We start from the raw sequence: 23480 nt of genomic DNA on the forward strand, positions 1-23480 counted from the left end.
TGATATTGACAAGCATACAATTCATTATTTTAATTGTCCGTTTGCCATTAAGCGCAATGGACCATTAAAAATAATTTTAAATAAGTAGCCAACGACAATGTCAGGTTCCTTTCTATTTGTATCTTGAACCCAGTGTTTAATAAAAGAAATCGTAGCACCAAAAACATAACTATGAAAGTAATCTAACGGTATACCAGAAATGCTATGGTCATCATTAACATTCTTAAACATATTCTCAAACATGAGTTCTGATATTTTTTCTTCTATATGACTCTTTCGCTCTAATTTAAAAATAATTTGATAAAATTCGATATTTTTATTGATATAAATCATGATATTTTTTAGCACTTTCTCTGAAAAGACTTTAGCGAAAGCTTCAATGTTGAGCCCTTTTGTCATATCTTTGTAGAAAAGCATATCATCTGCTAAATCACTGATATACTCATCTTCCATATCTGAAAGTAAAATATATTTATCTTCATAATGTAAATAAAAAGTGCCACGGTTAATATCTGCTAATTCTGTGATATCTTGTATCGTGATTTTTTCTAAATCTTTTTTATTTAATAATTGAATGAATGCATTTTTAATTGCTTGTTTCGTTTTACGAACACGTCGATCTTCAATCATATATTGTCAACTCCTTGTACGTTAATAGACAATTTAAGTAAAAATGTTCAAAAACGGACATAATGGTTATCATTGCATATTGTTCATTGAAACAATCTCATTATAATAAACAAAGCAGTTATTAATCAACAAGGTGTTTAAGAAGGAGATAAGTTAATATGAATATTTTTAAAAGTAAATTATTATGGATTGCACCTATAGCAATTCTAATCATACTTGCAATTTTTTCAATTGCATTTTATCCAGCATATAATCCAAAACCTAAGTAATTACCAATAGCAATCGTTAATCATGATGAAGGTACTTCTATACAAAATAAAGATATTAATATCGGGAAAAATTTAGAGGATAAACTCTTAGATAGTGATTCTGATACAGTAAAATGGGTGAAGGTTGATAATGAAAAAGACGTTCGAAAAGGACTAGACGAACAAAAATATTATGGCGCAGCGATTTTCGAAAAAGATTTTTCAAAACATGCTATGAGTCAAACTCAAAAAGTAGTGATGGATAGCAAAAAACAAGAAATGCAAGATAAAGTTAAATCAGGTGAAATACCACCAGAACAAGCCAAACAAATGCAAAGTCAAATGGCTAAATCAGGTGCTTCTCAAGATATTAAAGTTAAACGTGCAGAGTTTAAAACGATAACTAATAAGGGTGCAAATATGCAGGCATCTCAAATTTCATCTAATGTACTAAAAGGTATTGGTGACAATTTAAATAAACAAATCACGCAACAAAGTTTAGATACTTTAGAAAAGCAAGATGTAAAAGTGAGTGCTAATGAAATTGAAGGACTGACAAATCCTGTAAAAGTAGCTGATAAACAAGTGCACAAAGTGAAAGATCATCAAGGTAATGGTAATGCTTCTTTCTTAATGTTTATGCCAGTGTGGATCAGTTCAATTGTGGCATCAATCTTGTTATTCTTTGCCTTTAGAACATCTGACAATATTAAAATTTCTCACCGTTTAATTGCATCTTTAGGTCAATTAGGTGTGGGTGTACTTACAGCATTTATTGGTGGCTTTGGCTATGTTTACTTTATGTCTGCCGTACAAGGGTTTGATTTCCCTGACATTAATAAAATAGCCGTATTTGTCTCAATTGCACTGTTAGAATTTATTGGACTTATTTTAGGTGTAATGACTTGGTTAGGTATGAAATCTATACCAATATTCTTTATTGCAATGTTCTTTAGTATGCAATTAGTTATGTTCCCTAAACAAATGCTACCTAAGTTCTATCAAGATTATATTGTAAGTTGGAATCCATTTACACACTATGGTGAGTACTTAAGAGAATTACTTTATATGAATCAACCGTTAGAAATGAATGCTACAATGTGGATGTTTGTAGGATTTATCATCTTTGGTATTGTATCTTCTATTAGTGCTGCTATGATAAGAAAACATAGTGGTAAACGTACTGAAATTCCGTCATAAAAATAAATATAATAAATTTTTGAGTCTGAGACATCTATTGATGCCCAGGCTCTTTTTTTTGTTTACGTAAAAAATTGGGGAAAGCACTTATCATTATGTGTCACTTCAATCGATAACATGATGACAGTCATAAACGTAAAGCGGCATCAATAAAAATAAGCAAGTTTTAAATTTGAGTCGATACTAAAAAATCGATTCGGATTTTTAATATTAATTAAAATAATCAATAAGGTAAAGTTCGATTGCGCCAGTCTTTTAAGGAAATTTATTATCTCCTTGCAATATGATTACAAATTTATTGACTAACTGACCTTATATTTTAATATTTGTTTAACATTGACTTAACAAAAATTAGATACAATTAACATGGTTTACAAATAATTCAAAGAGGTGTAATGATGGATTCTTCAGTAATGGAGATTATTTTTACTTTTATAGGTGGTTTAGGTATATTTTTATACGGAATTAAACAAATGGGTGATGGCCTACAGGCAGCTGCGGGTGATCGTCTTAGAAACATTTTAAATACATTTACAAGTAATCCAATCATGGGTGTACTTGCCGGTATGATTGTAACGATTTTAATTCAAAGTAGCTCGGGAACTACTGTAATTACAATTGGGCTAGTAAGTGCAGGGTTTATGACCATGCGTCAAGCAATAGGAGTAATCATGGGTGCCAATATAGGTACGACGGTTACAGCATTTATTATAGGTATAGACATTGGTGCTTATGCGCTTCCTATTTTAGCTATTGGTGCATTTTTAATATTCTTTATTCAAAAACGTAAAGTGAAAAATATAGGGATGATCCTATTTGGTTTTGGTGCATTGTTTTATGGCTTAGAACTGATGAGTGGCGCAGTTAAACCTTTAGCTGATTTAGAAGGTTTTAAACAATTGATGTTGGATATGTCTTTTAATCCAATTTATGGCCTTATCGCAGGAACAATATTGACTGTAGTTATTCAGAGTTCAAGTGCAACAATCGGTATTTTACAAGGCTTTTTTGCAAATGACTTGATTAGTTTACATGGCGCATTACCAGTTTTACTTGGTGATAATATAGGTACGACGATCACTGCAGTATTAGCGAGTCTTGCTGGCTCACTGGCAGCTAAACGTGTTGCAGCGGTGCACGTCATGTTTAATGTTATAGGCGCATCTATATTCTTAATTATACTGCCACTATATCAAATGGCTATTGAATGGATGCAAAGTCTGCTCAACTTAAAACCGGAAATGGTTATTGCTTTTGCACATGGTACATTCAACGTTACCAATACATTAATACAATTACCGTTTATTTTTGTACTCGCATGGGTAGTGACTAAAATTGTTCCAGGTGAAGATTTAAATGAAAAATATAAACCTAGAAATTTAGACAGAAATCTTATTAATAGAGCACCGAGCATTGCTCTCCAAGAGGCTCAAGAAGAAATTCAAAATATTGGGCACATGACATTTTCTATGCTTAAGAATGTAAATGAATACGATGATAAAAAAGAAAGAGACATCATGCATAAACACGCGGCTATAGATAATATGAATGATAATGTACGTCAATATTTAACTAAGATATCTGAAAAGAAATTATCTAAAAAAGATGCGGAAAGAATGACGGTACTTCAAGATGTAAACCGAACAATATTGAAAGTGGCAGGATTATCTGAAGCTTATTTATTAGATAAGAAAAAAGAACAAACGAATCAAGTTCAAATTTCTGAAAAAGCAGAAGCGAGTATCAATCGATTGTATGATCATGTAACGACATCTTTTGACAAAACAATCGATATGTTTGATGTCTATGACAGGGTCAAACGAGATGAAATTGTGAAAATAAGTAATGAGTCTTATCGTTTAGAGCATGATTTAAGGAAAAAACATATTAAGAGACTAAGTTCAGGTGAGTGTACACCAGAAGGTGGTTTATTATATCTTGATATGATAGGTATATTAGAACGTATCGGTTATCATTCGAGAAATATTTCAGAATCAATGATAGACATCGATGAAATTGAGACAAATGAAGAGACGGAACATGCATTAGAATGGTCACATTAAATTACGTTTAATAAGGTGAATGTGGGACTGGAATCACTTTTAGAAACTGTGATGCCGGTCTCACTTTATTATTTTTAAATTTAGTAAGCGTTTGCACTATCTTAATTAATTATTTTATCCTACAATTAGTAATAACATAAGGAAATAATGGAGGTTACAATATGAGTGTTTTCGATAAGTTTAAATTAGATAACCAAGTGGCAATTGTTACGGGTGGTGCTTCTGGATTAGGTAAAGCTATGGGTAAAGGGTTAGCCGAAGCGGGCGCAAACTTAGTCATTGCTGACATAAATTTAGAATTGGCCAAGGAGACAGCTGCTGAATTTGAAAATGAAACAGGTAACAAAGCAATCGCATGTAAAGTAGACGTTACAAGCATATCGGATGTTGAACAAATGGTTACAGATGTCGTGGATACATTTGGCCGTATTGATATTTTATTTAATAATGCAGGTATTAATGAACATGTTAAATTTGAAGATATGCCATACGATCGTTGGGTAAAAAATATGGATGTAAATATTAACAGTATGGTATTAGTCTCACAAGTAGTTGGTAAAGTGATGATAGAACAGAAAAAAGGATCAATTATTAATACATCTTCAATGTCAGGTATTATAGTGAATACGCCACAACCTCAAGCTGCCTATAATACATCGAAAGGTGCTGTCATTATGTTTACGAAAAGTTTAGCAAGTGAATGGGCTGAACATGGTATTCGTGTAAATTCTATTGCACCAGGATACATGAAGACAGAACTTACAAAAGATTATTTCGCACAAGGCGGAGATATGATTGATACATGGATGAAATTCACACCACTTGGTAGACCAGGTGTTCCAGAAGAATTACAAGGTGCTGCATTATATTTAGCGTCTGATGCTTCATCGTTTGTGACTGGAAGTATTGTTACAATCGATGGCGGTTATACAGCGTTATAGTATAGATTATTTAAATTCATATATGCGAGTGTTGGTAAGGTCTATTCAATATACCAACCAACAATATTTATAAATAAATGAAACTATATAAGACAGGTCATTAATCAGATATGAACATGAATTAATGACCTGTCATTATTGTTATTTTAAATCCTTATTAAAACGATAGGAATACTTGACAAATATGCGAGACAGGCATAGTATTACTATTAATATAATATTCAGAAAATTGATTGGGAGGGTTCATGTATGACATCAATGAGTATTTTAGATCAAAGTCCAATAGATACTGATGAAACTGTTAGGGATGGTATCGCACGTACAGTTGAATTAGCTCAACTTGCCGATACAGAAAATTACACAAGATACTTTGTTGCAGAGCATCACAATATACCTGAACTCGCTGGAACGAGTCCAGAAATATTAGTGACACATTTACTAAATCAAACGAAACGTATTCGAGTGGGATCGGGCGGCGTTATGTTACAACACTATAGTCCGTTTAAAGTGATTGAGCAATTTCATTTGATTAGCAATATTGCACCTGGAAGAGTGGATTTAGGTATAGGAAAAGCGCCGGGTGGTTTTCCTTTAGCAACTCAAGCATTACAATCTGAATTAAAATCTCCGCAAACAACTTTCAACGAAAAATTTCACTTATTAAATCGTTTTAATAAAAATGATTTCACAGATGAAGAAGCATATAGTCAGCTACAAACATCTATACGTAATAATGAAATTCCGTCACCAGAACTTTACTTACTTGGAGGAAGTGAAAATTCAGCACAATTTGCTGCTGACGAAAAAGTAGGTTTTGTATATGCATTTTTTATTAATTCTAATATTGACGTGTTACATCAGTCGATTAAAGCATATAAAGCACAATATCCTGAGGGAAGAGTTATCGTGGGTGTAGCTACAGTAGTGACTGAAAGTGAATCAGATAAGGCTTTGGTAGAAGAAGGGCGCACAAATTATGCACTTCATTTTAAAGACGGTCGGAAAATTACAGTCAATACGAAACAACAATTAGACACATTTACAGAACAAAGTAAGGAAACATTTGAAGTTGAAACTAAAAAAATTGAAGTATTAGATGGTTCAGCAAGCGAAGTAAAACAACAATTGCAACAATTAAATGTCGATGGATTGATAGATGAATTTATGTTACACATACCGGTTCGAAATCATGAATTACGAATGAAAACAGTTAAACAAATGTCACCTGCAAAGCATGTGATTAACGAGAAAGAAGGGATAGTATGACTAAAGGGAAAATAGATTTTGGAATTATGCTTAACGGGCCAGGTAGTCATATGCATGCTTGGAAATCGAATGAAGTGCCTGATGATGCGAGTACAAATTTTGATTTTCAGTTGGAAATTGCTAAGAGAGCAGAAGCAGCAGGTTTTAGCTTTGTATTTGTTGCCGATGGGTTATATATACATGAGAAATCGATACCTCATTTTTTAGATCGACATGAACCACTTACATTGCTGGCTGCCCTTGCACCAGTTACAAAAAATATCGGTTTAGTAGGGACAATTTCAACGTCTTATAGTGAACCATTTACAGTAGCACGTCAGTTAGCAACAATAGATAGAATTAGCCATGGACGTGCAGGTTGGAATGTAGTTACATCACCACTTGCAGGTAGTGCAGATAATTATAGTAAAGGTGACCATCCGGAACACGATATTAGATATGATATTGCCGAAGAGCATATTCAAGTAGTTCAAGGCTTATGGGATTCATATGAGGACGATGCATTTACTTTTGATGTGGAAAAAGGTGAGTATTTTGATAAAGATAAAATGCATACTTTAGATTACAAAGGTAAGTATTTTCAGGTCAAAGGTCCACTAAATGCAAGCCGTTCTGAACAAGGTCAACCGGTCATTTTCCAAGCTGGTGCATCTCCGAAAGGTCAGGCTTACGCAGCTAAATATGCGGATGCAGTATTTACGTTAGGTGAATCCAAAGAAATCGCTCAAAGCAATTATGATAGTATCAAAGCGCAAGCAAAAGCATTTGGACGTAATCCTAATGAAGTGAAAGTATACCCTATATTAGCACCGATTATTGGTGAAACTGAAAATGAAGTTGAATCTCGATTTGAGGAAATAAAATCATTAGCTAATATTGATGAGGCGTTAGATTATTTAGGAAGATATTATGATCATCATGATTTTAGTCAATATGATTTAGACGCGCCATTCCCAGAGCTTGGCGAAGTTGGACAAAATAGTTTCCGTGCTACTGCAGATGCGATCGCAGCTCGCGCTAAGGAACATCAGCTTACTTTACGAGAAGTTGCCTTAGAAGAAACTGTCCGCCGTTCTCCATTCATGGGCACATATGAAAAGGTTGCCGATTTAATTATTGAATGGTTTGAAGATGGTGCAGCAGATGGCTTTATATTTGGACCACATATTTATGGTGCGGTTTATGATGAATTTATCAATCATGTCTTACCGATATTAGAACAAAAAGGTTATTATACTCAGGAGTATCAAGGTGATACATTACGTGATCACATAGGTATTCCATTTAAAGAAAATAGATATAGTCAGTCACATGTAACGCAATAATTAAATATACGTACTTATATAGATAGACACATCTATGTTATATACAGTTGTGTCTATTTTTTATTATAAAAGGAGTGAATCCGTATGTCAGAATCAAGCACAACATCATATCAAAATGGCAGTAATCAAAATGTAAATCAGACTTCTGATCATATAGCAGTAAAGACTAAGAAAAAATTCGAATTACCTCACGTTTTATTAATCATGTTAATCATGATGATGTTTGCTTGTTTCTTGACCTATATTATTCCTGCAGGTGCATTTGATACTAATAAAGATGGTTCAATTATTCAAGGCACATATCATGCTATTGATCAAAATCCAGTGAATCCAATTTATGCTATAACACTCATTTTAAATGGCGGTATTCAATCAGCACAAACAGTAACCTTATTACTGTTTATCGGTGGTGCAATGGGAGGTATATTATATCTTGATTCTGTAAAAAAATTAACGAATTATATGATTTATCGCTTTGAACATGCCGGCGCATTGCCACTTATTATTGGCTTATTTTCATTAATGGCATTTATTGGTTTCTTTATTGGTGGAGATCAAATGATTGTATTTGTAACATTAGGTGTCATTTTAGTGAATCGATTGAAACTAGATCCAATCATAGCATTAGCGATTACCTTTTTACCATTGTACATGGCTTTTTCAGTATCTCCATCCGGTATGGCAAAGATAGGACAAATTGTATATCCTGAGGTTGCATTATATTCGGGTTATGGTGGAAGAGCAATTATGTATGGCGTATTCTTAATTGTTACTTTATTGTATGTTATTTGGTATGCAAGAAGAGTAATAAAAGATCCCAGTAAAAGTGTGATGAACACAAGTGAATGGCGACAAGATATAACTCAAACAGCGCATCATGAAATGGCTACCGAGGATAGACAAGTCAATTGGAGAGACAGTATCGTCGTTGCATTAGTTGTCTTAACGCCAATTGTCTTAGCTTTAGGAAATGGTTTGTTTAGCTGGACAGAAAAGTACGGAAATGGTGTATTTATTACTATATTCGGAATAAGTTTTGTATTGGCTTATATTGTAAAAAGCAAAACGCCTAGCGAAATGGTCGACGGATTTTTAGAAGGTGCAAAGCCAATGTTGGTCGTTGCGTTTGCTATTATCATGGCGAATACGATAAGTGTTATTTTGGAAAAAGGACAAATTCTTAGCACGATTGTTCACACACTTACAACACAACTTGATGGTGCATCTTCAGGTATTGTTTCTGTAATCGTATTTTTAGTGGCAACGGTCTTTAACTTCTTAGTTCCATCAGGTTCAGGTCTTATGAGTGTCATGGTACCGATATTACAACCGGTAACAGACACATTAGGTGTTAATGATCAAATTTTATTAACTTCTTTATCTTTTGGTGGTGGGCTAGGAAACTTAATTACGCCTACTTTAGGTGCTACGATAGGTGCCATTGCGATTGCTAAAGCAAACTTTGGCTCATGGTTCAAATTTATGATACCACTATTCATCGTATGGCTAGTAGTTGGTTCCATCGTACTTTATATATTTACAGCTGTTGGTTGGTCAGGTGGCGTATAACTGAAAATTGAATCATATGGATTATAGAAATGAAAAGCGCTCTACAAAGTTTGCATTTATGCATGTCTACTTTGTAGGGCGTTTTATATGTCGCGAATTATTTAGTGATCACGTTTGTAAGATGTTGAAATTAAAAATATACCATATGCATGTGCGATTCAGTGAAACTTCATTATTGTTATTGTGCAACGGTTACTGAAAACGGAACATGTTTAAGCCATTTATGTTCTGGCTTTTCATCCGTAATGACTTCATTAATATCAGATATTTTCGCAAAGGAAAGTGTTGAAGAAACACCAAATTTACTTTTATCAATGAGAGCGATGACGTTTTCACTTTCTTGTACCATTTGTTTTTTTAATTGTACTTCAGGTAATGAAAAATCAGTTAATCCATTTTCTAACGTAAAACCATTTGCAGATAAAAAGAAATAGTCAATGTGGTACATTTCTAGAATTTGAGAATCGATATTCCCAGTTATCGCGTTTGAATCTTGTGAAACAAAACCACCAACTACGAGAACGGTTAAATGTGGATTTTCTTTTAATAGTACGGCATTTTCTAGACCATTTGTAATAATTGTCAGTTCCATCGTAGTTTCTGCAAGTAATTTGGCGAGTTCATAAGTAGTCGAACTTGCATCAATCATAATACATTGTTGCGGTTTGATTTTTTTTAAGGCGGACTTACTTATTTTATATTTTTCACCGTGTTTTTGTGTTAAACGATAAGAAAAGTTAAATTTAGAGCCTATATTTTCTGTGACTTTAGCGCCACCATGTGTACGTGTTAATTTATTTTCACTTTCTAGTCTCCGTAAATCACTTCTTACTGTTGCTTCAGTAACACTTAAGTAATCAGATAGTTGTTTTACTGTTGCGCGTTTATGAGATTTAATATACGAATATATATGTTCTCTGCGTTCATCTGCATACATTTTCATGTGCTTCACATCCTCTTTAGTATCACTTTTATATTAACATAAATTCGATATAAGAAAATAAAAAGAAAACAAAACGAAAATAAATGAAAAAATATTTGTGATAAATGAAAAAGTATAATAGAATTACACATATAGATGAAAGCGTTTTCTAAAAATGATAAGGGAGCTGTTAATGATGAGTAAGAAAAATTATCCTGAAACAATGAACGCAGTAGTCGCATACGCGCCTGGAGAATATAAATATGAAACAGTTGAAACGCCAACGATAGAACATCCTAAAGAAATTGTTGTGAAAGTTGAAGCATGTGGTATATGTGCTGGTGATATAAAGGCTTATGGCGGTGCACCAAGTTTTTGGGGTGATGAAAAGCAACCTTCATACATTAAAGCACCTATGATTCCGGGACATGAATTTATAGCACGCATTGTAGAAAAAGGAGAAGATGTTACAGATTTTGAAATTGGAGATCGTGTGATTTCAGAACAAATCGTACCTTGTTGGAATTGTAGATTCTGTAACCGCGGCGAATATTGGATGTGTGAAAAACATGATCTTTATGGATTCCAAAGCAATGTTAACGGTGGTATGGCGGAATATATGAAATTTACTAAAGAGGCTATTAATTACAAAGTACCAGAAGATATGCCTATTGAAAAAGCCATTTTAATTGAACCATATGCATGTAGCTTGCATGCCGTTCAACGTGCCAATATTAAATTAGGTGACTTTGTTGTCTTATCTGGTGCCGGTACACTAGGTTTAGGTATGGTTGGCGCAGCTAAAAAAGCGGGTGCGGAAACATTAGTCGTCTTAGATATGAAAGATGATCGATTAGAATTAGCTAAAGCATTTGGTGCTGATATTGTTATGAACCCATCAAAAGTGGATGTAGTAAAAGAAATTAAAGATATGACGGAAGGATATGGTTGTGATACGTATATTGAAGCAACTGGCCATCCTAAGTCTGTAGAACAAGGTTTAAGTGCAATTAGAAAATTAGGTCGTTTTGTAGAATTTTCTGTTTTTGGAGATCCAGTCACGGTGGATTGGAGTATTATCTCTGACCGTAAAGAATTAGATTTAATGGGTAGTCACTTAGGACCTTATTGTTATCCATTGGTTATAGATGGTATTCAAAAAGACGACTTCCCTACAGATGGCGTTGTCACACATCAACTACCTTTAAAAAATTTTGAAGAAGGATTTGAATTGATGAAAAAAGGAGATCAATCGCTAAAAGTGGTTCTAGTACCATAAATTAATATTGTCAAACACAACGTCGTAAAAGGAGCGTTTTAAAATGAAAAAAATGATTAATAACCCAGATAATGTGATTGAGGAACTAATGTCTGGTTATCTAATTGCTTATCCAGAATATATTAGACGTTCTGAACTCCATAAGAGAGCTTTAATAGGCAAAAAGAGAAATGACAAAAGAAAAGTTAGCATATTGATAGGTGGCGGTTCGGGTCATGAACCAGCGTTCTTAGGATATGTTGGTAAAGGTATGGCAGATGGTGTAGCCGTTGGAAATATTTTTGCTTCACCTTCGCCAATACCTATACAGGCAGTTACAAGAGAAATAAATCGTGACCATGGCGTACTTTATATCTATGGAAACTACGCAGGAGATTTAATGAATTTTGAAATGGCGAGTGAAATGACGGAAATTGAAGATGATATTGTGACTAAGGCAGTGATTGGTAATGATGACGTCGCTTCTTCCAAAGATATAGATGATCGCAGGGGGATTGCAGGAGAATTATTAGTTTATAAAGCGGCTGGTGCGGCTGCAGACTTTGGTTATGATTTAGAAGAAGTTAGACGTATTGCGCAATTGGCAAACGATCAAACGCGTTCAATGGGTATTGGTTTGAGTCCATGTTATTTGCCGCAAACAGGTAAACCAAGCTTTGATTTAAAAGATAATGAGATGGAAATCGGTTTAGGTCATCACGGTGAACCTGGTATTGAAAAAACAACAATTCGCACAGCTAAAGAAACGGTTCAAGTTATTATGCAAAATATTTTAAAAGAAGACATCTATCACGCTGAAGATGATGTTGTTGTCTTAATCAATGGTTTGGGCGCCACTTCACAAATGGAACTTTATATTATCAATAAAGAAGTAGATGCAATTTTAAAAGATAATCATATCAACACATACCGAACATTTATAGGGAATTTCATTACTTCAATGGAAATGGGTGGCTTTTCAATTACATTGATGAAAGTTGATGATACATTGAAGCGCTGTATAGATCATCCTATAGATTGTCCAAATTTCAAAGTCATTTAGGAGGAGCGCATTATGACATTAACAAATGAATCATTTAAAGTGTATATTTTAGCTTTAACCGAACTTTTTGAAAATAAAAAAGACGAACTTTGCGAATTGGATAGAAAAATTGGTGACGGTGACCATGGCGTAACGATGGATATCGGTTATCAAGCTGTTAAAGAAACAATTCAAAATGAATTGGCAGACCAAGATGATATTTCAAAAATTAGTGTAGCAGTTGGTAAGCGTTTCTTAGATGCTGTCGGTTCATCTGTCGGACCATTGTACGCTTCAGGCTATTTAAAAGGTGCCGTTGCTGTTAAAAATGAGACATCTTTAGATGATGAAGGTCTCTATCAATATTGGATTGCTTTTTGTAAAGGAATCCAGGATAGAGGTAAAGCTAAAATAGGCGATAAAACGATGATAGATACACTTGAACCTTTTTACAAATCATTAGAACATGCACAACAATCAGGTGAATCGTTTGCTGATGCATTTCAAGTAGCGTTAGGTGAAGCAAAACATGGTATGGAAAGTACTAAAGATATTGTATCGAATAAAGGAAGATCAAAACGTTTAGGATATCGTTCCCAAGGACATGTAGATCCTGGCGCAATGTCTGCCTTTTTGATGCTAGATACATTTAAACCATTTATATAAGGTATGAAGAAAATTTAAGGAGGAATTTTAATGAAAATAGCAATTGGTGCAGACCATAATGGATATGATTTAAAAGAAGCGGTCAAAGCGCATGTTGAGCATTTAGGACATGTAGTTGAAGATTTTGGTTGTCATCAATGTGCTGAAACGGACTACCCTGATGTAGCGGCTGAAGTTGGAAAAAGCATTCAACAAGGTGAAAACGAACGCGGTATTTTGATTTGTGGTACGGGTATTGGTGTAGCAATTACTGCAAACAAAATAAAAGGCATACGTGCAGCATTAGCACACGATTATTATTCTGCGGAACGTGCACAATTAAGCAATAATGCACAGATTTTAACTATGGGGGCACAAATTATAGGTGTTGAAGTTGCTAAAAAAAATGTTGAAGCTTATCTTAATGTGAGTTGGGAAGGTGGTTCACAGCGCAAAGTTGATAAGATCGATAAAGTGGAAGAAAGTGAAAATAAGTAAAACATAACTGGATTAATAATATAAAGGCTAAGCATCCTATACTAGCGCTAAAAATAGGATGCTTAGTTTTTTAATTTGTAGTTATGTGATAAACAAGACGTGGTTATATATAAGGTAAAGCAAAGATGTCGTAGTATTTCTATATATTTGAAGAATTGTCACTGTAATTTTAAGATAATTGTCATATAATATGCTTGAGGAGGATTATCTATGCGTAGAGTATTATATGCTTTTTTAATTTATACAGTTTTAGGCTTACTCAGTGGTTTCTATTATCGTGAATTGACGCTTGCACATCATTTCACTGGTGATACACAACTCGTTGTAGTACATACTCATACCCTTATATTAGGGATGTTTATGCATTTGATTTTATTGCCTGTTGTAAAAGTATTTAAACTAAGTAGTTATTATTTATTTAATTGGTTCTTTATTGTTTATAATATTGGCGTATTAACGACAATAGGTATGATGTTTACCAAAGGTACATACCAAGTCATTGGAATGACTGTGCCTGAATCTTTTGCGGGATATGCAGGTATAGGTCATACGATTTTAACTGCTGGCTTTATACTATTATTCTTCTTATTAAGAAATGCAATAGTGAAAGACCCAAGGGATTAATTAAAAAGCTGCTAACAATGCGTAAACCATTGTTGGCAGCTTTTGCTTTTTTATAAATAATTTTTATCTACAGTATTAGTAAAAATGAAACGAGATGGTACTATATTATTTTTTTGATTTTAATGCTTTATAAAAAATATCACGTTGTTTTTCTAAAGAAATAGGGTCATTATACTGTGTTTCTGTAACATCAAATTTAATCACCTGATTATCTTTAACTGCTGGTAGATTATTCCAATAATTAGTATTTTCGAACGGTGCAGGTTGATCACCATTTGTCGCAATAACTGCAAAATCGCCTATATAATCTTTGAAATTTTCAGGATTAATAGGTGTGGCAAATTTGTCTTGAGTTGCTTTTTCTAGCGCTTTAGGTTGCTTCATACCATAACCATCATATAAGATTTCTGTGCCTCTACCTAAATGATCACTAAATGCCATAGTACCTTTTGGAGTTTGTTGCAATACTGACACAGTCTTGCCTTTAATTAATGGTGACAATTCTTTTTTATCGTCGGCCATTTGTTTATCCCAGTCTTTAATCCATTGTTTAGCTTTCGACTCTTCATTGACTAAAGCGGCAAGTTTTTTTGCATGGTCTTTATAAGTAGATTTTTCTGAATCAAAAGCTACGGTTGGAGCAATTTTCTGTAATTTTTTAATATTTTTATCTTGTATTGTCGTTACGATAAGGTCCGGTTTTTGTTTAGTAACTTGTTCAACACTGGTATTATCAATACGCTTAATGCCTTTTGTAACATCATTTAATACTTTGTTTTTCTCTACAAATTCTGGTACGGCAATCGGCTTATGGCCAAATTTTACCAATGCGCCGATATAAGTTGGGTGTAAAACAGCAATTCTTTTAGGGTTTTTAGGAATTTTAACTTCTTTACCTGTATCATCCTTAAAAGATTTTTCAGTGAATTTATTTTCACTATCGTTCTTTTTACTTGAATCTTGTGTGCTGCAAGCGCCTACAAATAATGTCAAACAAATTAAAATTAATAACAATTTCTTCACAGATTAACGGCTCGTAAATTTTAAGAATTTTGAAAATTAAAAGGTTTTCATTGATAATAGTTATCAATTATAGCATAATGTAGGAAAGACACAAGCTGAATTTTGGGAGGATGCTTTATGGATGATGTTATTATAATTGGCGGAGGTCCTGCAGGATTATTTGCTAGTTTCTATTCAGGCTTAAGGGGTATGCGTGTGCGTATTATAGATATCCAGGATAAACTTGGTGGTAAAATGCATGTATATCCAGAAAAGATTATTTGGGATATTGGTGGATTAGCTCCAAAACCTTGTTTTGAAGTAATTCAAGATACAGTTAAGCAAGGTTTGCATTTTGAACCAGAAGTAAATTTAGAAGAACGTGTGATTGATATCAGGAAAATAGAACAACAACACTTTGAAGTTGAAACTGATAAAGGTAATGTATTTTCTAGTAAATCAGTTATTATTGCGATTGGTGGCGGCATCATTAATCCGAAGCAACTCGATATTAAGGATGCAGAGAGATACAAATTGACAAATTTACATTACGTCGTTCAGTCATTAAAAAAATTCAAAGACAAACATGTATTGATTTCAGGAGCTGGCAATTCAGCATTGGATTGGGCAAATGATTTAAGTGGCTATGCTAAAAGTGTAACGCTAATATATAGAAAAGCTGATATTAAAGGTTATGAAGTCATGAAAGAAAAATTGGAACAATTAAACGTTAAAAAATTACCGAATACACATATACATCAATTAATTGGTGATGAAACGCAAACGCAGATTGAGCAAGTCATCTTAGAGAATATTGAAACTGGGGAACATACTGTAAAATCATTTGATGATGTCATCATTAGTCATGGCTTTGATAGAGAGAATACATTACTTGAACAATCTTCTGCTAAAGTAGATATGTTTAATGAATATAGCATTAAGGGCTTTGGTAATACTGCTACAAGCATCGATGGTCTATATGCATGTGGTGACATTATTTATCATGAAGCTAAAGCACATTTAATTGCAAGTGCATTTAGTGACGCTGCGAATGCAGCTAACCTAGCTAAACTTTATATAGAACCAAAAGCAAAAGCAGAAGGCTATGTTTCTAGCCATAATGAGATTTTCAAAGAATCTAATAAGGTAGTTATGAAAAAATATTTATAGCTTACAGCACATGATGCTTTTTAAACGACAGCGGAAAAACCGTTGTCGATTTTTTTATACAAAAAGCATTAATTATATGAAGGATAGTTTGAGAATTATTACAGACTATATCATAATATAGAAAACATAAGTTATAGGAGATGTGGCACGATGATAGAGATAAAGCATGAAGCACCTAGTGTAGTTGATTATAGAAATTTGCGAAAAGTAGCAGGGTTAAGTGAGAAATCACAAAAAGCTGCGGAAAAGGGCATTAGCAATGCATGTTTTAATGTGACCATATATCATGGAACAGACTTGATAGGTATGGGACGTGTCATCGGTGATGGTGGTACAGCATTTCAAATTATTGATATTGCTGTAAACCCTGAGTTTCAAGGACAAGGTTATGGTAAAACGATTATGTCGCATATCATGTCATATGTAGAAAATGAAGCTGAAGAAGGTACTTATGTTAGTTTAATGGCTGATTATCCAGCAGATCAATTTTACGCACAATATGGATTTATCACTACAGAACCTCATTCTTGTGGTATGTATATCAAATTTTAAGCATAGTATGGCAATAAAAAAGGGTGAGTCGCATTATGGCGATTCACCCTTATGTGTGTCAGTTTATAAATTATTTTGATTCATGAATATTTGCATCTGTGGCATTTGTTCTAGAACGTAAATCAGCTTCAATTTCTTCTAAACTACGACCACGTGTTTCAGGTAAGTATTTGATGACAAATATTAGTGCACAAATCCCGATCACTGCAAAAATTAAAAATACTTGTTCTACAGGTAAGACTTCAGTCAATATTGGGAAGAATTGAGCAACTAATAAACTTCCGATTGACAATACTAATGCTGCGGCACCCGTTGCGGCACCACGTGCACGCATAGGGAATAACTCTGGTAACATTACCCATAATACAGGTCCCCAAGTAAAACCAAAGAATATAATGAATAACGTTAAACAAGCCACGATAATCCAAGCAGAAGATTGAATACCAATTGTCCAAATTAATACGGCCATAATAAGTAATGAAGCAACCATGCCAATATTACCAATGACTAATAAGCGTTTACGATCAATTTTATCAATAATCATAATTGCAACAATCGTAATGATAACGTTCACAGTACCAATACCAACAGTACCTAAAATAGAAGTAGCGTCGCCTAATCCTGCTTTACTAAAGATAGAAGGTGCATAATATATAATGGCGTTAATACCGATAATCTGTTGTAGCAAAGCAAATATACAACCAATAATCAGTGTTGGACGTAACCATGGTGATTTTAAAACATTCCATGTACTTTCAGAGATACTATTAATTTCTTTCATATCTGCGATTTCTTTATCGATTTCGCTGTCCTTAAATGTTAATTTCATAACATCACGTGCTGCTTTTTCACTTCTATGTTCAAGTAACCATCTAGGACTTTCAGGCATAAATGCGACACCAATTAATAAAATAAGTGACGGTACAACTGCAAGACCTAACATCCATCTCCAACCTTCGATAGGTGTGAAAGCATAGTTGATTAAATATGAAGATAAGATACCAATCGTAATCATTAATTGGTTTAAAGAACTTAAAGAACCACGTTGTTCCGTAGGTGCCATTTCAGATAAATAAACTGGAACAATGGCAGTAGAGCCACCAACAGCCAATCCGATAACTAAACGACCTATAACTAATACGGGCATTGAAGGTGCTAATGCTAAGATAAGTGCACCAACAATATAAACAATAGCTATCACAAATACCACACGTCTACGGCCAAGTCTGTCAGATAATGGCCCACTTGCACCAGAACCAAAGATGGCACCGACAAGCATAGATGCAACAACCAATCCTTCTGTAACACTATTCAATGGTATATCATCTTTTATAAATAATAGAGCACCCGATATTACTCCCATGTCGTAACCATAGAGTAAACCTCCCAATGCACCAAGGAAAAAGATGAGTTTTTTATCTACTTTAATTTCCATAAAAACCCTCCTGATAAGTTTCGATATCAATAAGTATACGCTTTCATATTTTGGTTGTAAATATTAAAATATAAGATTTTTATTTATTCATATCTATTTATATTAGATATCATTTTATTCATATACGAATAAAAAAGGGACGCTTTTAAATCAATAAAAAAATAAACCTTAATTTCCTTTTTAAAAGAAAATTAAGGTTTATGTTAAGGATTAAGCATTAAGCATTAAAATCAATGACGATTCTACCTGAATTATTATCTTCAAGTACTTGTTTAATATTATCTTCAATATCATTAAAGTGGATTACTTTTTTAATATCATGTAAGTTATCTGGTTTTAAATCTTTAGCTAAACGGCGCCAGATATGTTTGCGTTGTCTCATTTCAGTATAAACTGAATCAATACCTATAATACTTACGCCTCTCAAGATAAATGGAAATACTGAGCTATCAAATTTTGCACCTGCTGTCATACCAATAACAGCAACCATACCATTGTAATCCAATTGTTTCACGATTTGTGATAAACTCTCTCCGCCAACTGGGTCAATGACACCTTGCCAAGTTCGTTTGCCAAGTGCTTTTTGATCGCTATTAGCAATGCGGGAAATAACTTCTTTAGCACCAAGCGCTTTTAGTTTGTCCTCTGCACCTTTTTTGCCAGTACTAGCAATAACATCAAATCCAATTGAATCTAACATCATAATCGCTAATGTACCAACACCTCCGGTAGCACCACGTACGAGTATATCTTTCTTTTCGATAGAAAGGCCGTTATGTTCTAACTTTTCAATAGCTAATCCAGCTGTATATCCAGCTGTACCATAAATCATTGCTTCTTCTAATGTTAAATCCTTTGGTAATGGTACAATCCATTCTTCTTTAACACGTGCATATTCACTAAAACCACCAAAATGGCTAGTCCCTAAGTCATAACCCGTAACGATGACTTCATCGCCTTTTTCGAAAGCATGTGTATCTGAATGTTCTACAACACCAGCTAAATCAACACCTGGAATCATTGGATAAGAAGAAACAATTTTTGAATTTTCTACTGTAGCAAGCGCATCTTTATAATTGATTCCAGAATATTTTACTTTAATAAGTACATCGCCTTCTGGTAGATCATCTACTGAAATATCTTTATATTGATTCACGACTTTGCCGTCTTGTTCATCGACTACAAAGGCTTTGAATGTGTTAGTCATTACTGAATGGCACTCCCTTATGTATAAAAATTACGAACAATTAAAAAACAAGACCTACTTTATCATGTAATTGAATATTACACAATAAGCCAAACCTAGAGTATTTATAAGAAAGCGTTTTAATTTAAAAAAACTTTTAAATTACATAAAATTCGTAGATTTATTCTATACAAAGTGAATAAGTTAGAACTGAGTCAGGTGCTTTTTAAAATAGTAACCTGTCTTCGACTTTAGTATAATGACAATAAAATATAATGTGGGGTGAAAGCGGAATGGATCAATCTATAGAAATGGTTAAACTAGATGAAGTTAAAGTATTAAGAGAATTAAGTATCACTACGTTTAGGACGACGTTTGAGCATGGTGAATATACAGATGAAGATTTCGACGCATACTTTGATGAGGCTTATGCAGAAGATCAATTACTACAAGAGTTAAAAGATGACAATTCATTCACTTATTTCTATAAGGAAAATCGCGACATTGTTGGATATTTTAAATTAAACATTAATGAAGCACAAACTGAACCAAAGGGGGATGCGTATCTTGAGATTCAACGTATCTACTTTTTACCACATGCCCAAGGTGGTGGGCGGGGCAAACAAGTAATTGAGTTTGCCACTGCGAAAGCGCGTGAATTAAATAAAAAGAAAATATGGTTAGGCGTGTGGGAACATAATGCACAGGCTTTTAATTTTTATAAAAAGCAAGGATTGTCGGTGACAGGTGAACATCAATTTTATACAGGGAATGTTGTAGATACCGACTTGATAATGGAGAGAGACATCTGACCTAGGTATGTTAATTTGACATGTGTAACGATTTAAATTGTCGAAGATGTGTAATCTATCAATATAAACTTAAAAATTCTTTTGATTTTGTTAAATTTATATTTTCTTTTGAAAGAATTTTGATGAAAGATGTTCATTTTTGAATTTATAGTGAATAACATAATAATTCTCATCAACCCTAAATGGTAGCGTGATACATACTAAGTAACCTTTGGGTCATGAGTATTATAAATTCAAGGAGGTTTTCATATATGAAAAAATTATTAGCAGGGTTTTTGACATTATCATTAGCACTAGTTGCTTGTTCAAATGGTAGTGATGATGACAGCAGTAAAAAGGATGATAGTTCAAAAGACAATCAATCTTCTGAGGATAAGTCCAAAGATTCTAAGAACGATGACAAAAAGAACAATGATTCTGATAAAGACAAAGATAACAATTCAGATTCAGACAAAAATTCAGATAGTAAATCTGATGACAGTAGTTCAAGTGATCGCAATAATGGAGATGATGAAAACAGCTCGGATAATGCGTCAGTTTCAGATAGTTCATCAAGTAACAATGACAGTAACGCAAATAGTGATGGCTCAAGTTCAAATGCTGATGGAGATAATGCATCAGGAAACAATGACAATGCTAACAATGCCACATCTTCAGAAAGTAATGGCAACGAGAATGGTACTATGAATGATACTAATGGTAGTAATTCAAATGATAATGCAAGTGCAGATGCAAATAATGGTGCTTCTAGTGCCAACACATCGCAATACGTAGCGCCGTATCAAGGTCAAAATGCAGTGCCAGTAGCACAAAATATTACATCTGGTACACCTGATTCACAAGCTGCATTACAAAACTTACCGAATTTCCAAAATGCTTTAGATAATGCTACAACTGAAGTGAATGGTTTAAATGGACAATCTAATCCATATAATGATTATGCAATTGAAGGTAGCGAAGGAAATTATAGCTATATCTTCAGTTTCCAAAATCAAGCGCAACCTGGAACATATACAATAGCTACAGTTGATCAACAAGGTACTGTTAGAGTAGTGGACCCTGCTTATCAACAATAATATTGAATTTAGGTTTAGAAAAAGTGAGCCAGTCTTTTAATGAAGTCTGGCTCACTTTTTTGTTTGTTATTTAGTTATGACATAGTCTCAATTACTTAGATTTAATACATTTATGAATGATGTGAGAAATTGTTTCAAAGGCATGATTATCTTTATTAATAAATTCAGTATGATGAACATCTTTCATTTGATGACTGATTAAATCATTTAACAATGCTTTTGAATCACTATAACGTACAGTTGATAATGCGTGCATCACGTCATCATATACACCACGTTCTGTTACATATTTTTCATGATCTGGTGTATATTGACATACAACTTTATCTATCGATAGGGCATCAAATATAATCGATGAATAATCAGTCAATACAATATCAGATACTAACAATAAATCTTGAACTTCAATATGCGTAGGTGCAATGATTGCATTTTCAGGCATATAATCTGATTGATCTTCAATATGTCCTTTGAATATCACATTATATTTGTTAAGTAACCCGTCACTTATAGGCAATAAATCAACTTCATCAAAATGTGAGTGCCAAGTTGGAACATATAATAGTGTTTCTTTGTCAGGATTCAATTTAAGTTCTTGTTTGATGAAAGAAATATAATGTTTATCAGATTGTTTGTCCATTAAATATCTAACTCTTGGATAGCCACAATTTAAAATATGAGTTTGTTGTTGTGGAAAAGCAGATTTAAAGTGTTCAATAATTGGGGCACAGTCACTTATAAAATAATCTTGCTGTAACCATTTATTATATTTACGTGCTCGATAATTGTAAATGTTAAGATTTTGCGTCGGTTCCATACTGTCTAAAAACAATTTTTTTATAGGTGTGCCATGCCATAGTTGGATAATGGTACCATTTGGTTTTAAATTGTCTGGAATATAGCTTTCCAAAATAACAACCTGGGCACTTTCTATGAGAGACTTGGTTTTAGGGTCATCTGGTTTTATAAAATTGGGTCCATTTACATCATTCGTAATGAAATATATGGGTAACTTAGAAAAATGTTTTGCAAAGTGATTGAACAAATAGCGAGAATTACCTCTGAAACCATAATCAAAACCTAAGAATACAATATGGTCTTTAATGTTTGATTTATCTTTTTCATATATATAGCTCATATTTTGGTGTTTCTTTACAAAGTGATTTTGAAGCATTTTAAATAACCAATGTGGTAATTTAAAATGCGTGCGATTTAAACATTTGTCAGTAAAACGCATTTGATCAGGAGCCAATATTTCGTTGTTTTTAAAGGGCAACGGGTGATTATGCGTATAAGCTAATTTGTTTAAATTGAATTTTGTAGTATTTAATGGCGTTAGATTTTTAATATCATGCCAAATGCGCTTACTTGTTATAAATTCAGAATTAAAGTTAAAAACGACATGACTATCTGTTATGACATCATCTTGCATTAAAGATATCAAAGCCAAATCGAATATATTATTAATATCGTAATTATTTAAGATAGATTGTGTTGTTTCTATATGATATATCACATTTGGAAAATGATTAATATTTTCTATCCAATCATTAAATGTAATGTCTGATTTACCGAAGTATGTGCAATCGTTGATATATTGATTTTTCACTGTATAGTCCGCTACAATCGTACACGGTTTTAATGATACAGCCTCAAGCATGGGTTGATATATGTCTATGCTGTCATTTATTAAGACAAAGTGTGTACAGTCTTCGTGTCTAGCTTTCTCCAGCTCAGATTCTAAATCATGAACTGCAGTAATTTCAATTTGTTTTATCATGAATATCCCTCTACTTAATAGTTAATAATCTTATTTTACCATGTTGCGTACGTGAGACAAAAGATATCCGTGAATAAAAAACCCCGAGCAAAACTCACTATATTTAAATTTATTCTTTACAGCAATGTAAATTAAATGTAATTATAGGGTATGAGTTGTAGCATTTAAAAATAATATTTTAAATTTTTATTGAATTTGGTAGAAAAAATGCTATAATTTAATTGTGAAAAAAATCA

The 23480-nt window shown here is 33.3% G+C and carries 20 protein-coding genes and 1 pseudogene; 15 read left to right on the plus strand and 6 right to left on the minus strand.

The genetic code is table 11. The annotated features are described in order from the left end of the window. Positions 1–24: 24 nt before the first annotated feature. On the minus strand, positions 25–630 hold the full coding sequence (locus tag KA893_RS08370; RefSeq protein ID WP_002482466.1) for a TetR/AcrR family transcriptional regulator C-terminal domain-containing protein: 606 nt from the start codon (positions 628–630) through the stop codon (positions 25–27). A 158-nt stretch (positions 631–788) separates the two neighbouring features. Between KA893_RS08370 and KA893_RS08375 the strand changes: the two are divergent. The 6 genes and pseudogenes from KA893_RS08375 to KA893_RS08400 all read left to right on the plus strand — a co-directional run bounded on the left by KA893_RS08375 (position 789) and on the right by KA893_RS08400 (position 9242). Beyond that, positions 789–2078: pseudogene (locus tag KA893_RS08375) on the plus strand (YhgE/Pip domain-containing protein). Positions 2079–2476: 398 nt separating this feature from the next. Continuing rightward, positions 2477–4141 (plus strand): Na/Pi cotransporter family protein, encoded by a 1665-nt coding sequence (locus tag KA893_RS08380; RefSeq protein WP_037537801.1) that lies wholly within the window; start codon positions 2477–2479, stop codon positions 4139–4141. Between the two features lie 161 nt (positions 4142–4302). Further along, positions 4303–5082, plus strand: coding sequence for an SDR family NAD(P)-dependent oxidoreductase (locus KA893_RS08385; protein WP_075339866.1), 780 nt, complete (start codon positions 4303–4305; stop codon positions 5080–5082). Positions 5083–5331: 249 nt separating this feature from the next. After that, positions 5332–6348: an LLM class flavin-dependent oxidoreductase gene (locus tag KA893_RS08390; protein WP_075339865.1), complete on the plus strand. Its 1017-nt coding sequence runs from the start codon at positions 5332–5334 to the stop codon at positions 6346–6348. After that, positions 6345–7673 (plus strand): LLM class flavin-dependent oxidoreductase, encoded by a 1329-nt coding sequence (locus KA893_RS08395; RefSeq protein ID WP_002482471.1) that lies wholly within the window; start codon positions 6345–6347, stop codon positions 7671–7673. The genes KA893_RS08390 and KA893_RS08395 overlap by 4 nt, the downstream gene beginning before the upstream one ends. Positions 7674–7757: 84 nt before the next feature. After that, positions 7758–9242, plus strand: a complete 1485-nt coding sequence (locus tag KA893_RS08400; RefSeq protein WP_210125734.1) for a Na+/H+ antiporter NhaC family protein — start codon at positions 7758–7760, stop codon at positions 9240–9242. Positions 9243–9420: 178 nt separating this feature from the next. On the opposite strand, the gene KA893_RS08405 is transcribed toward KA893_RS08400, so the two are convergent. After that, on the minus strand, positions 9421–10185 hold the full coding sequence (locus KA893_RS08405; RefSeq protein WP_002482473.1) for a DeoR/GlpR family DNA-binding transcription regulator: 765 nt from the start codon (positions 10183–10185) through the stop codon (positions 9421–9423). Positions 10186–10360: 175 nt separating this feature from the next. Between KA893_RS08405 and KA893_RS08410 the strand changes: the two genes are divergently transcribed. The 5 genes from KA893_RS08410 (at position 10361) to KA893_RS08430 (ending at position 14231) form a co-directional block, all read left to right on the plus strand. After that, positions 10361–11443: an MDR/zinc-dependent alcohol dehydrogenase-like family protein gene (locus KA893_RS08410; RefSeq protein WP_037537804.1), complete on the plus strand. Its 1083-nt coding sequence runs from the start codon at positions 10361–10363 to the stop codon at positions 11441–11443. A gap of 43 nt (positions 11444–11486) precedes the next feature. Continuing rightward, positions 11487–12485 carry a dihydroxyacetone kinase subunit DhaK gene (locus tag KA893_RS08415; protein WP_002482475.1) on the plus strand — a complete coding sequence of 333 codons (999 nt, stop codon included), beginning with the start codon at positions 11487–11489 and terminating at the stop codon, positions 12483–12485. A 12-nt stretch (positions 12486–12497) separates the two neighbouring features. Then, positions 12498–13130 (plus strand): dihydroxyacetone kinase subunit DhaL, encoded by a 633-nt coding sequence (dhaL, locus tag KA893_RS08420; RefSeq protein WP_075339864.1) that lies wholly within the window; start codon positions 12498–12500, stop codon positions 13128–13130. 30 nt (positions 13131–13160) lie between these two features. Continuing rightward, the gene (rpiB, locus tag KA893_RS08425; RefSeq protein ID WP_002482477.1) at positions 13161–13607 is read left to right on the plus strand and encodes a ribose 5-phosphate isomerase B; all 447 of its coding nucleotides are present in this window, start codon (positions 13161–13163) and stop codon (positions 13605–13607) included. Between the two features lie 210 nt (positions 13608–13817). Then, positions 13818–14231, plus strand: coding sequence for a DUF2871 domain-containing protein (locus tag KA893_RS08430; protein ID WP_002482478.1), 414 nt, complete (start codon positions 13818–13820; stop codon positions 14229–14231). Between the two features lie 105 nt (positions 14232–14336). On the opposite strand, the gene KA893_RS08435 is transcribed toward KA893_RS08430, so the two are convergent. Continuing rightward, positions 14337–15254 carry an ABC transporter substrate-binding protein gene (locus KA893_RS08435; protein ID WP_069838170.1) on the minus strand — a complete coding sequence of 306 codons (918 nt, stop codon included), beginning with the start codon at positions 15252–15254 and terminating at the stop codon, positions 14337–14339. A 117-nt stretch (positions 15255–15371) separates the two neighbouring features. Here KA893_RS08435 and KA893_RS08440 point away from each other — a divergent pair, with 117 nt between their 5' ends. After that, a complete protein-coding gene (locus KA893_RS08440) occupies positions 15372–16403 on the plus strand; it encodes an NAD(P)/FAD-dependent oxidoreductase (RefSeq protein WP_002482481.1) in 1032 nt (343 codons plus the stop codon). Positions 16404–16553: 150 nt separating this feature from the next. Then, complete coding sequence (locus KA893_RS08445; protein WP_037537807.1) at positions 16554–16955, plus strand: GNAT family N-acetyltransferase; 402 nt, start codon at positions 16554–16556, stop codon at positions 16953–16955. A 70-nt stretch (positions 16956–17025) separates the two neighbouring features. On the opposite strand, the gene glcP is transcribed toward KA893_RS08445, so the two are convergent. Beyond that, the gene (gene glcP / locus KA893_RS08450) at positions 17026–18390 is read right to left on the minus strand and encodes a glucose transporter GlcP (RefSeq protein WP_002482483.1); all 1365 of its coding nucleotides are present in this window, start codon (positions 18388–18390) and stop codon (positions 17026–17028) included. 217 nt (positions 18391–18607) lie between these two features. Then, positions 18608–19597, minus strand: a complete 990-nt coding sequence (locus KA893_RS08455; protein ID WP_069838169.1) for an acrylyl-CoA reductase family protein — start codon at positions 19595–19597, stop codon at positions 18608–18610. Between the two features lie 272 nt (positions 19598–19869). Here KA893_RS08455 and KA893_RS08460 point away from each other — a divergent pair, with 272 nt between their 5' ends. Together KA893_RS08460 and KA893_RS08465 are read left to right on the plus strand one after the other, a co-directional pair. Beyond that, positions 19870–20388, plus strand: a complete 519-nt coding sequence (locus tag KA893_RS08460) for a GNAT family N-acetyltransferase (RefSeq protein WP_037537810.1) — start codon at positions 19870–19872, stop codon at positions 20386–20388. 251 nt (positions 20389–20639) lie between these two features. Further along, complete coding sequence (locus tag KA893_RS08465; RefSeq protein WP_069821551.1) at positions 20640–21464, plus strand: hypothetical protein; 825 nt, start codon at positions 20640–20642, stop codon at positions 21462–21464. A 91-nt stretch (positions 21465–21555) separates the two neighbouring features. Here the strand turns inward: KA893_RS08465 and KA893_RS08470 are convergent, their stop codons facing one another. After that, positions 21556–23244: a CDP-glycerol glycerophosphotransferase family protein gene (locus KA893_RS08470; protein ID WP_069821550.1), complete on the minus strand. Its 1689-nt coding sequence runs from the start codon at positions 23242–23244 to the stop codon at positions 21556–21558. Between the last annotated feature and the right edge of the window lie 236 nt (positions 23245–23480).

The sequence above is a fragment of the Staphylococcus sp. GDY8P126P genome (assembly GCF_017891965.1).
GTDB lineage: Bacteria > Bacillota > Bacilli > Staphylococcales > Staphylococcaceae > Staphylococcus > Staphylococcus saprophyticus.

Coding starts and splice junctions, on each gene's coding strand:
- KA893_RS08470 (WP_069821550.1), bottom strand. CDS start 23,244: ATGATAAAACAAATTGAAATTACTGCAGTTCATGATTTAGAATCTGAG.
- KA893_RS08430 (WP_002482478.1), top strand. CDS start 13,818: ATGCGTAGAGTATTATATGCTTTTTTAATTTATACAGTTTTAGGCTTA.
- dhaL (WP_075339864.1), top strand. CDS start 12,498: ATGACATTAACAAATGAATCATTTAAAGTGTATATTTTAGCTTTAACC.
- KA893_RS08370 (WP_002482466.1), bottom strand. CDS start 630: ATGATTGAAGATCGACGTGTTCGTAAAACGAAACAAGCAATTAAAAAT.
- KA893_RS08400 (WP_210125734.1), top strand. CDS start 7,758: ATGTCAGAATCAAGCACAACATCATATCAAAATGGCAGTAATCAAAAT.
- KA893_RS08385 (WP_075339866.1), top strand. CDS start 4,303: ATGAGTGTTTTCGATAAGTTTAAATTAGATAACCAAGTGGCAATTGTT.
- KA893_RS08390 (WP_075339865.1), top strand. CDS start 5,332: ATGACATCAATGAGTATTTTAGATCAAAGTCCAATAGATACTGATGAA.
- rpiB (WP_002482477.1), top strand. CDS start 13,161: ATGAAAATAGCAATTGGTGCAGACCATAATGGATATGATTTAAAAGAA.
- KA893_RS08415 (WP_002482475.1), top strand. CDS start 11,487: ATGAAAAAAATGATTAATAACCCAGATAATGTGATTGAGGAACTAATG.
- KA893_RS08455 (WP_069838169.1), bottom strand. CDS start 19,597: ATGACTAACACATTCAAAGCCTTTGTAGTCGATGAACAAGACGGCAAA.
- KA893_RS08445 (WP_037537807.1), top strand. CDS start 16,554: ATGATAGAGATAAAGCATGAAGCACCTAGTGTAGTTGATTATAGAAAT.
- KA893_RS08405 (WP_002482473.1), bottom strand. CDS start 10,185: ATGAAAATGTATGCAGATGAACGCAGAGAACATATATATTCGTATATT.
- KA893_RS08440 (WP_002482481.1), top strand. CDS start 15,372: ATGGATGATGTTATTATAATTGGCGGAGGTCCTGCAGGATTATTTGCT.
- KA893_RS08465 (WP_069821551.1), top strand. CDS start 20,640: ATGAAAAAATTATTAGCAGGGTTTTTGACATTATCATTAGCACTAGTT.
- KA893_RS08395 (WP_002482471.1), top strand. CDS start 6,345: ATGACTAAAGGGAAAATAGATTTTGGAATTATGCTTAACGGGCCAGGT.
- KA893_RS08380 (WP_037537801.1), top strand. CDS start 2,477: ATGGATTCTTCAGTAATGGAGATTATTTTTACTTTTATAGGTGGTTTA.
- glcP (WP_002482483.1), bottom strand. CDS start 18,390: ATGGAAATTAAAGTAGATAAAAAACTCATCTTTTTCCTTGGTGCATTG.
- KA893_RS08410 (WP_037537804.1), top strand. CDS start 10,361: ATGAGTAAGAAAAATTATCCTGAAACAATGAACGCAGTAGTCGCATAC.
- KA893_RS08460 (WP_037537810.1), top strand. CDS start 19,870: ATGGATCAATCTATAGAAATGGTTAAACTAGATGAAGTTAAAGTATTA.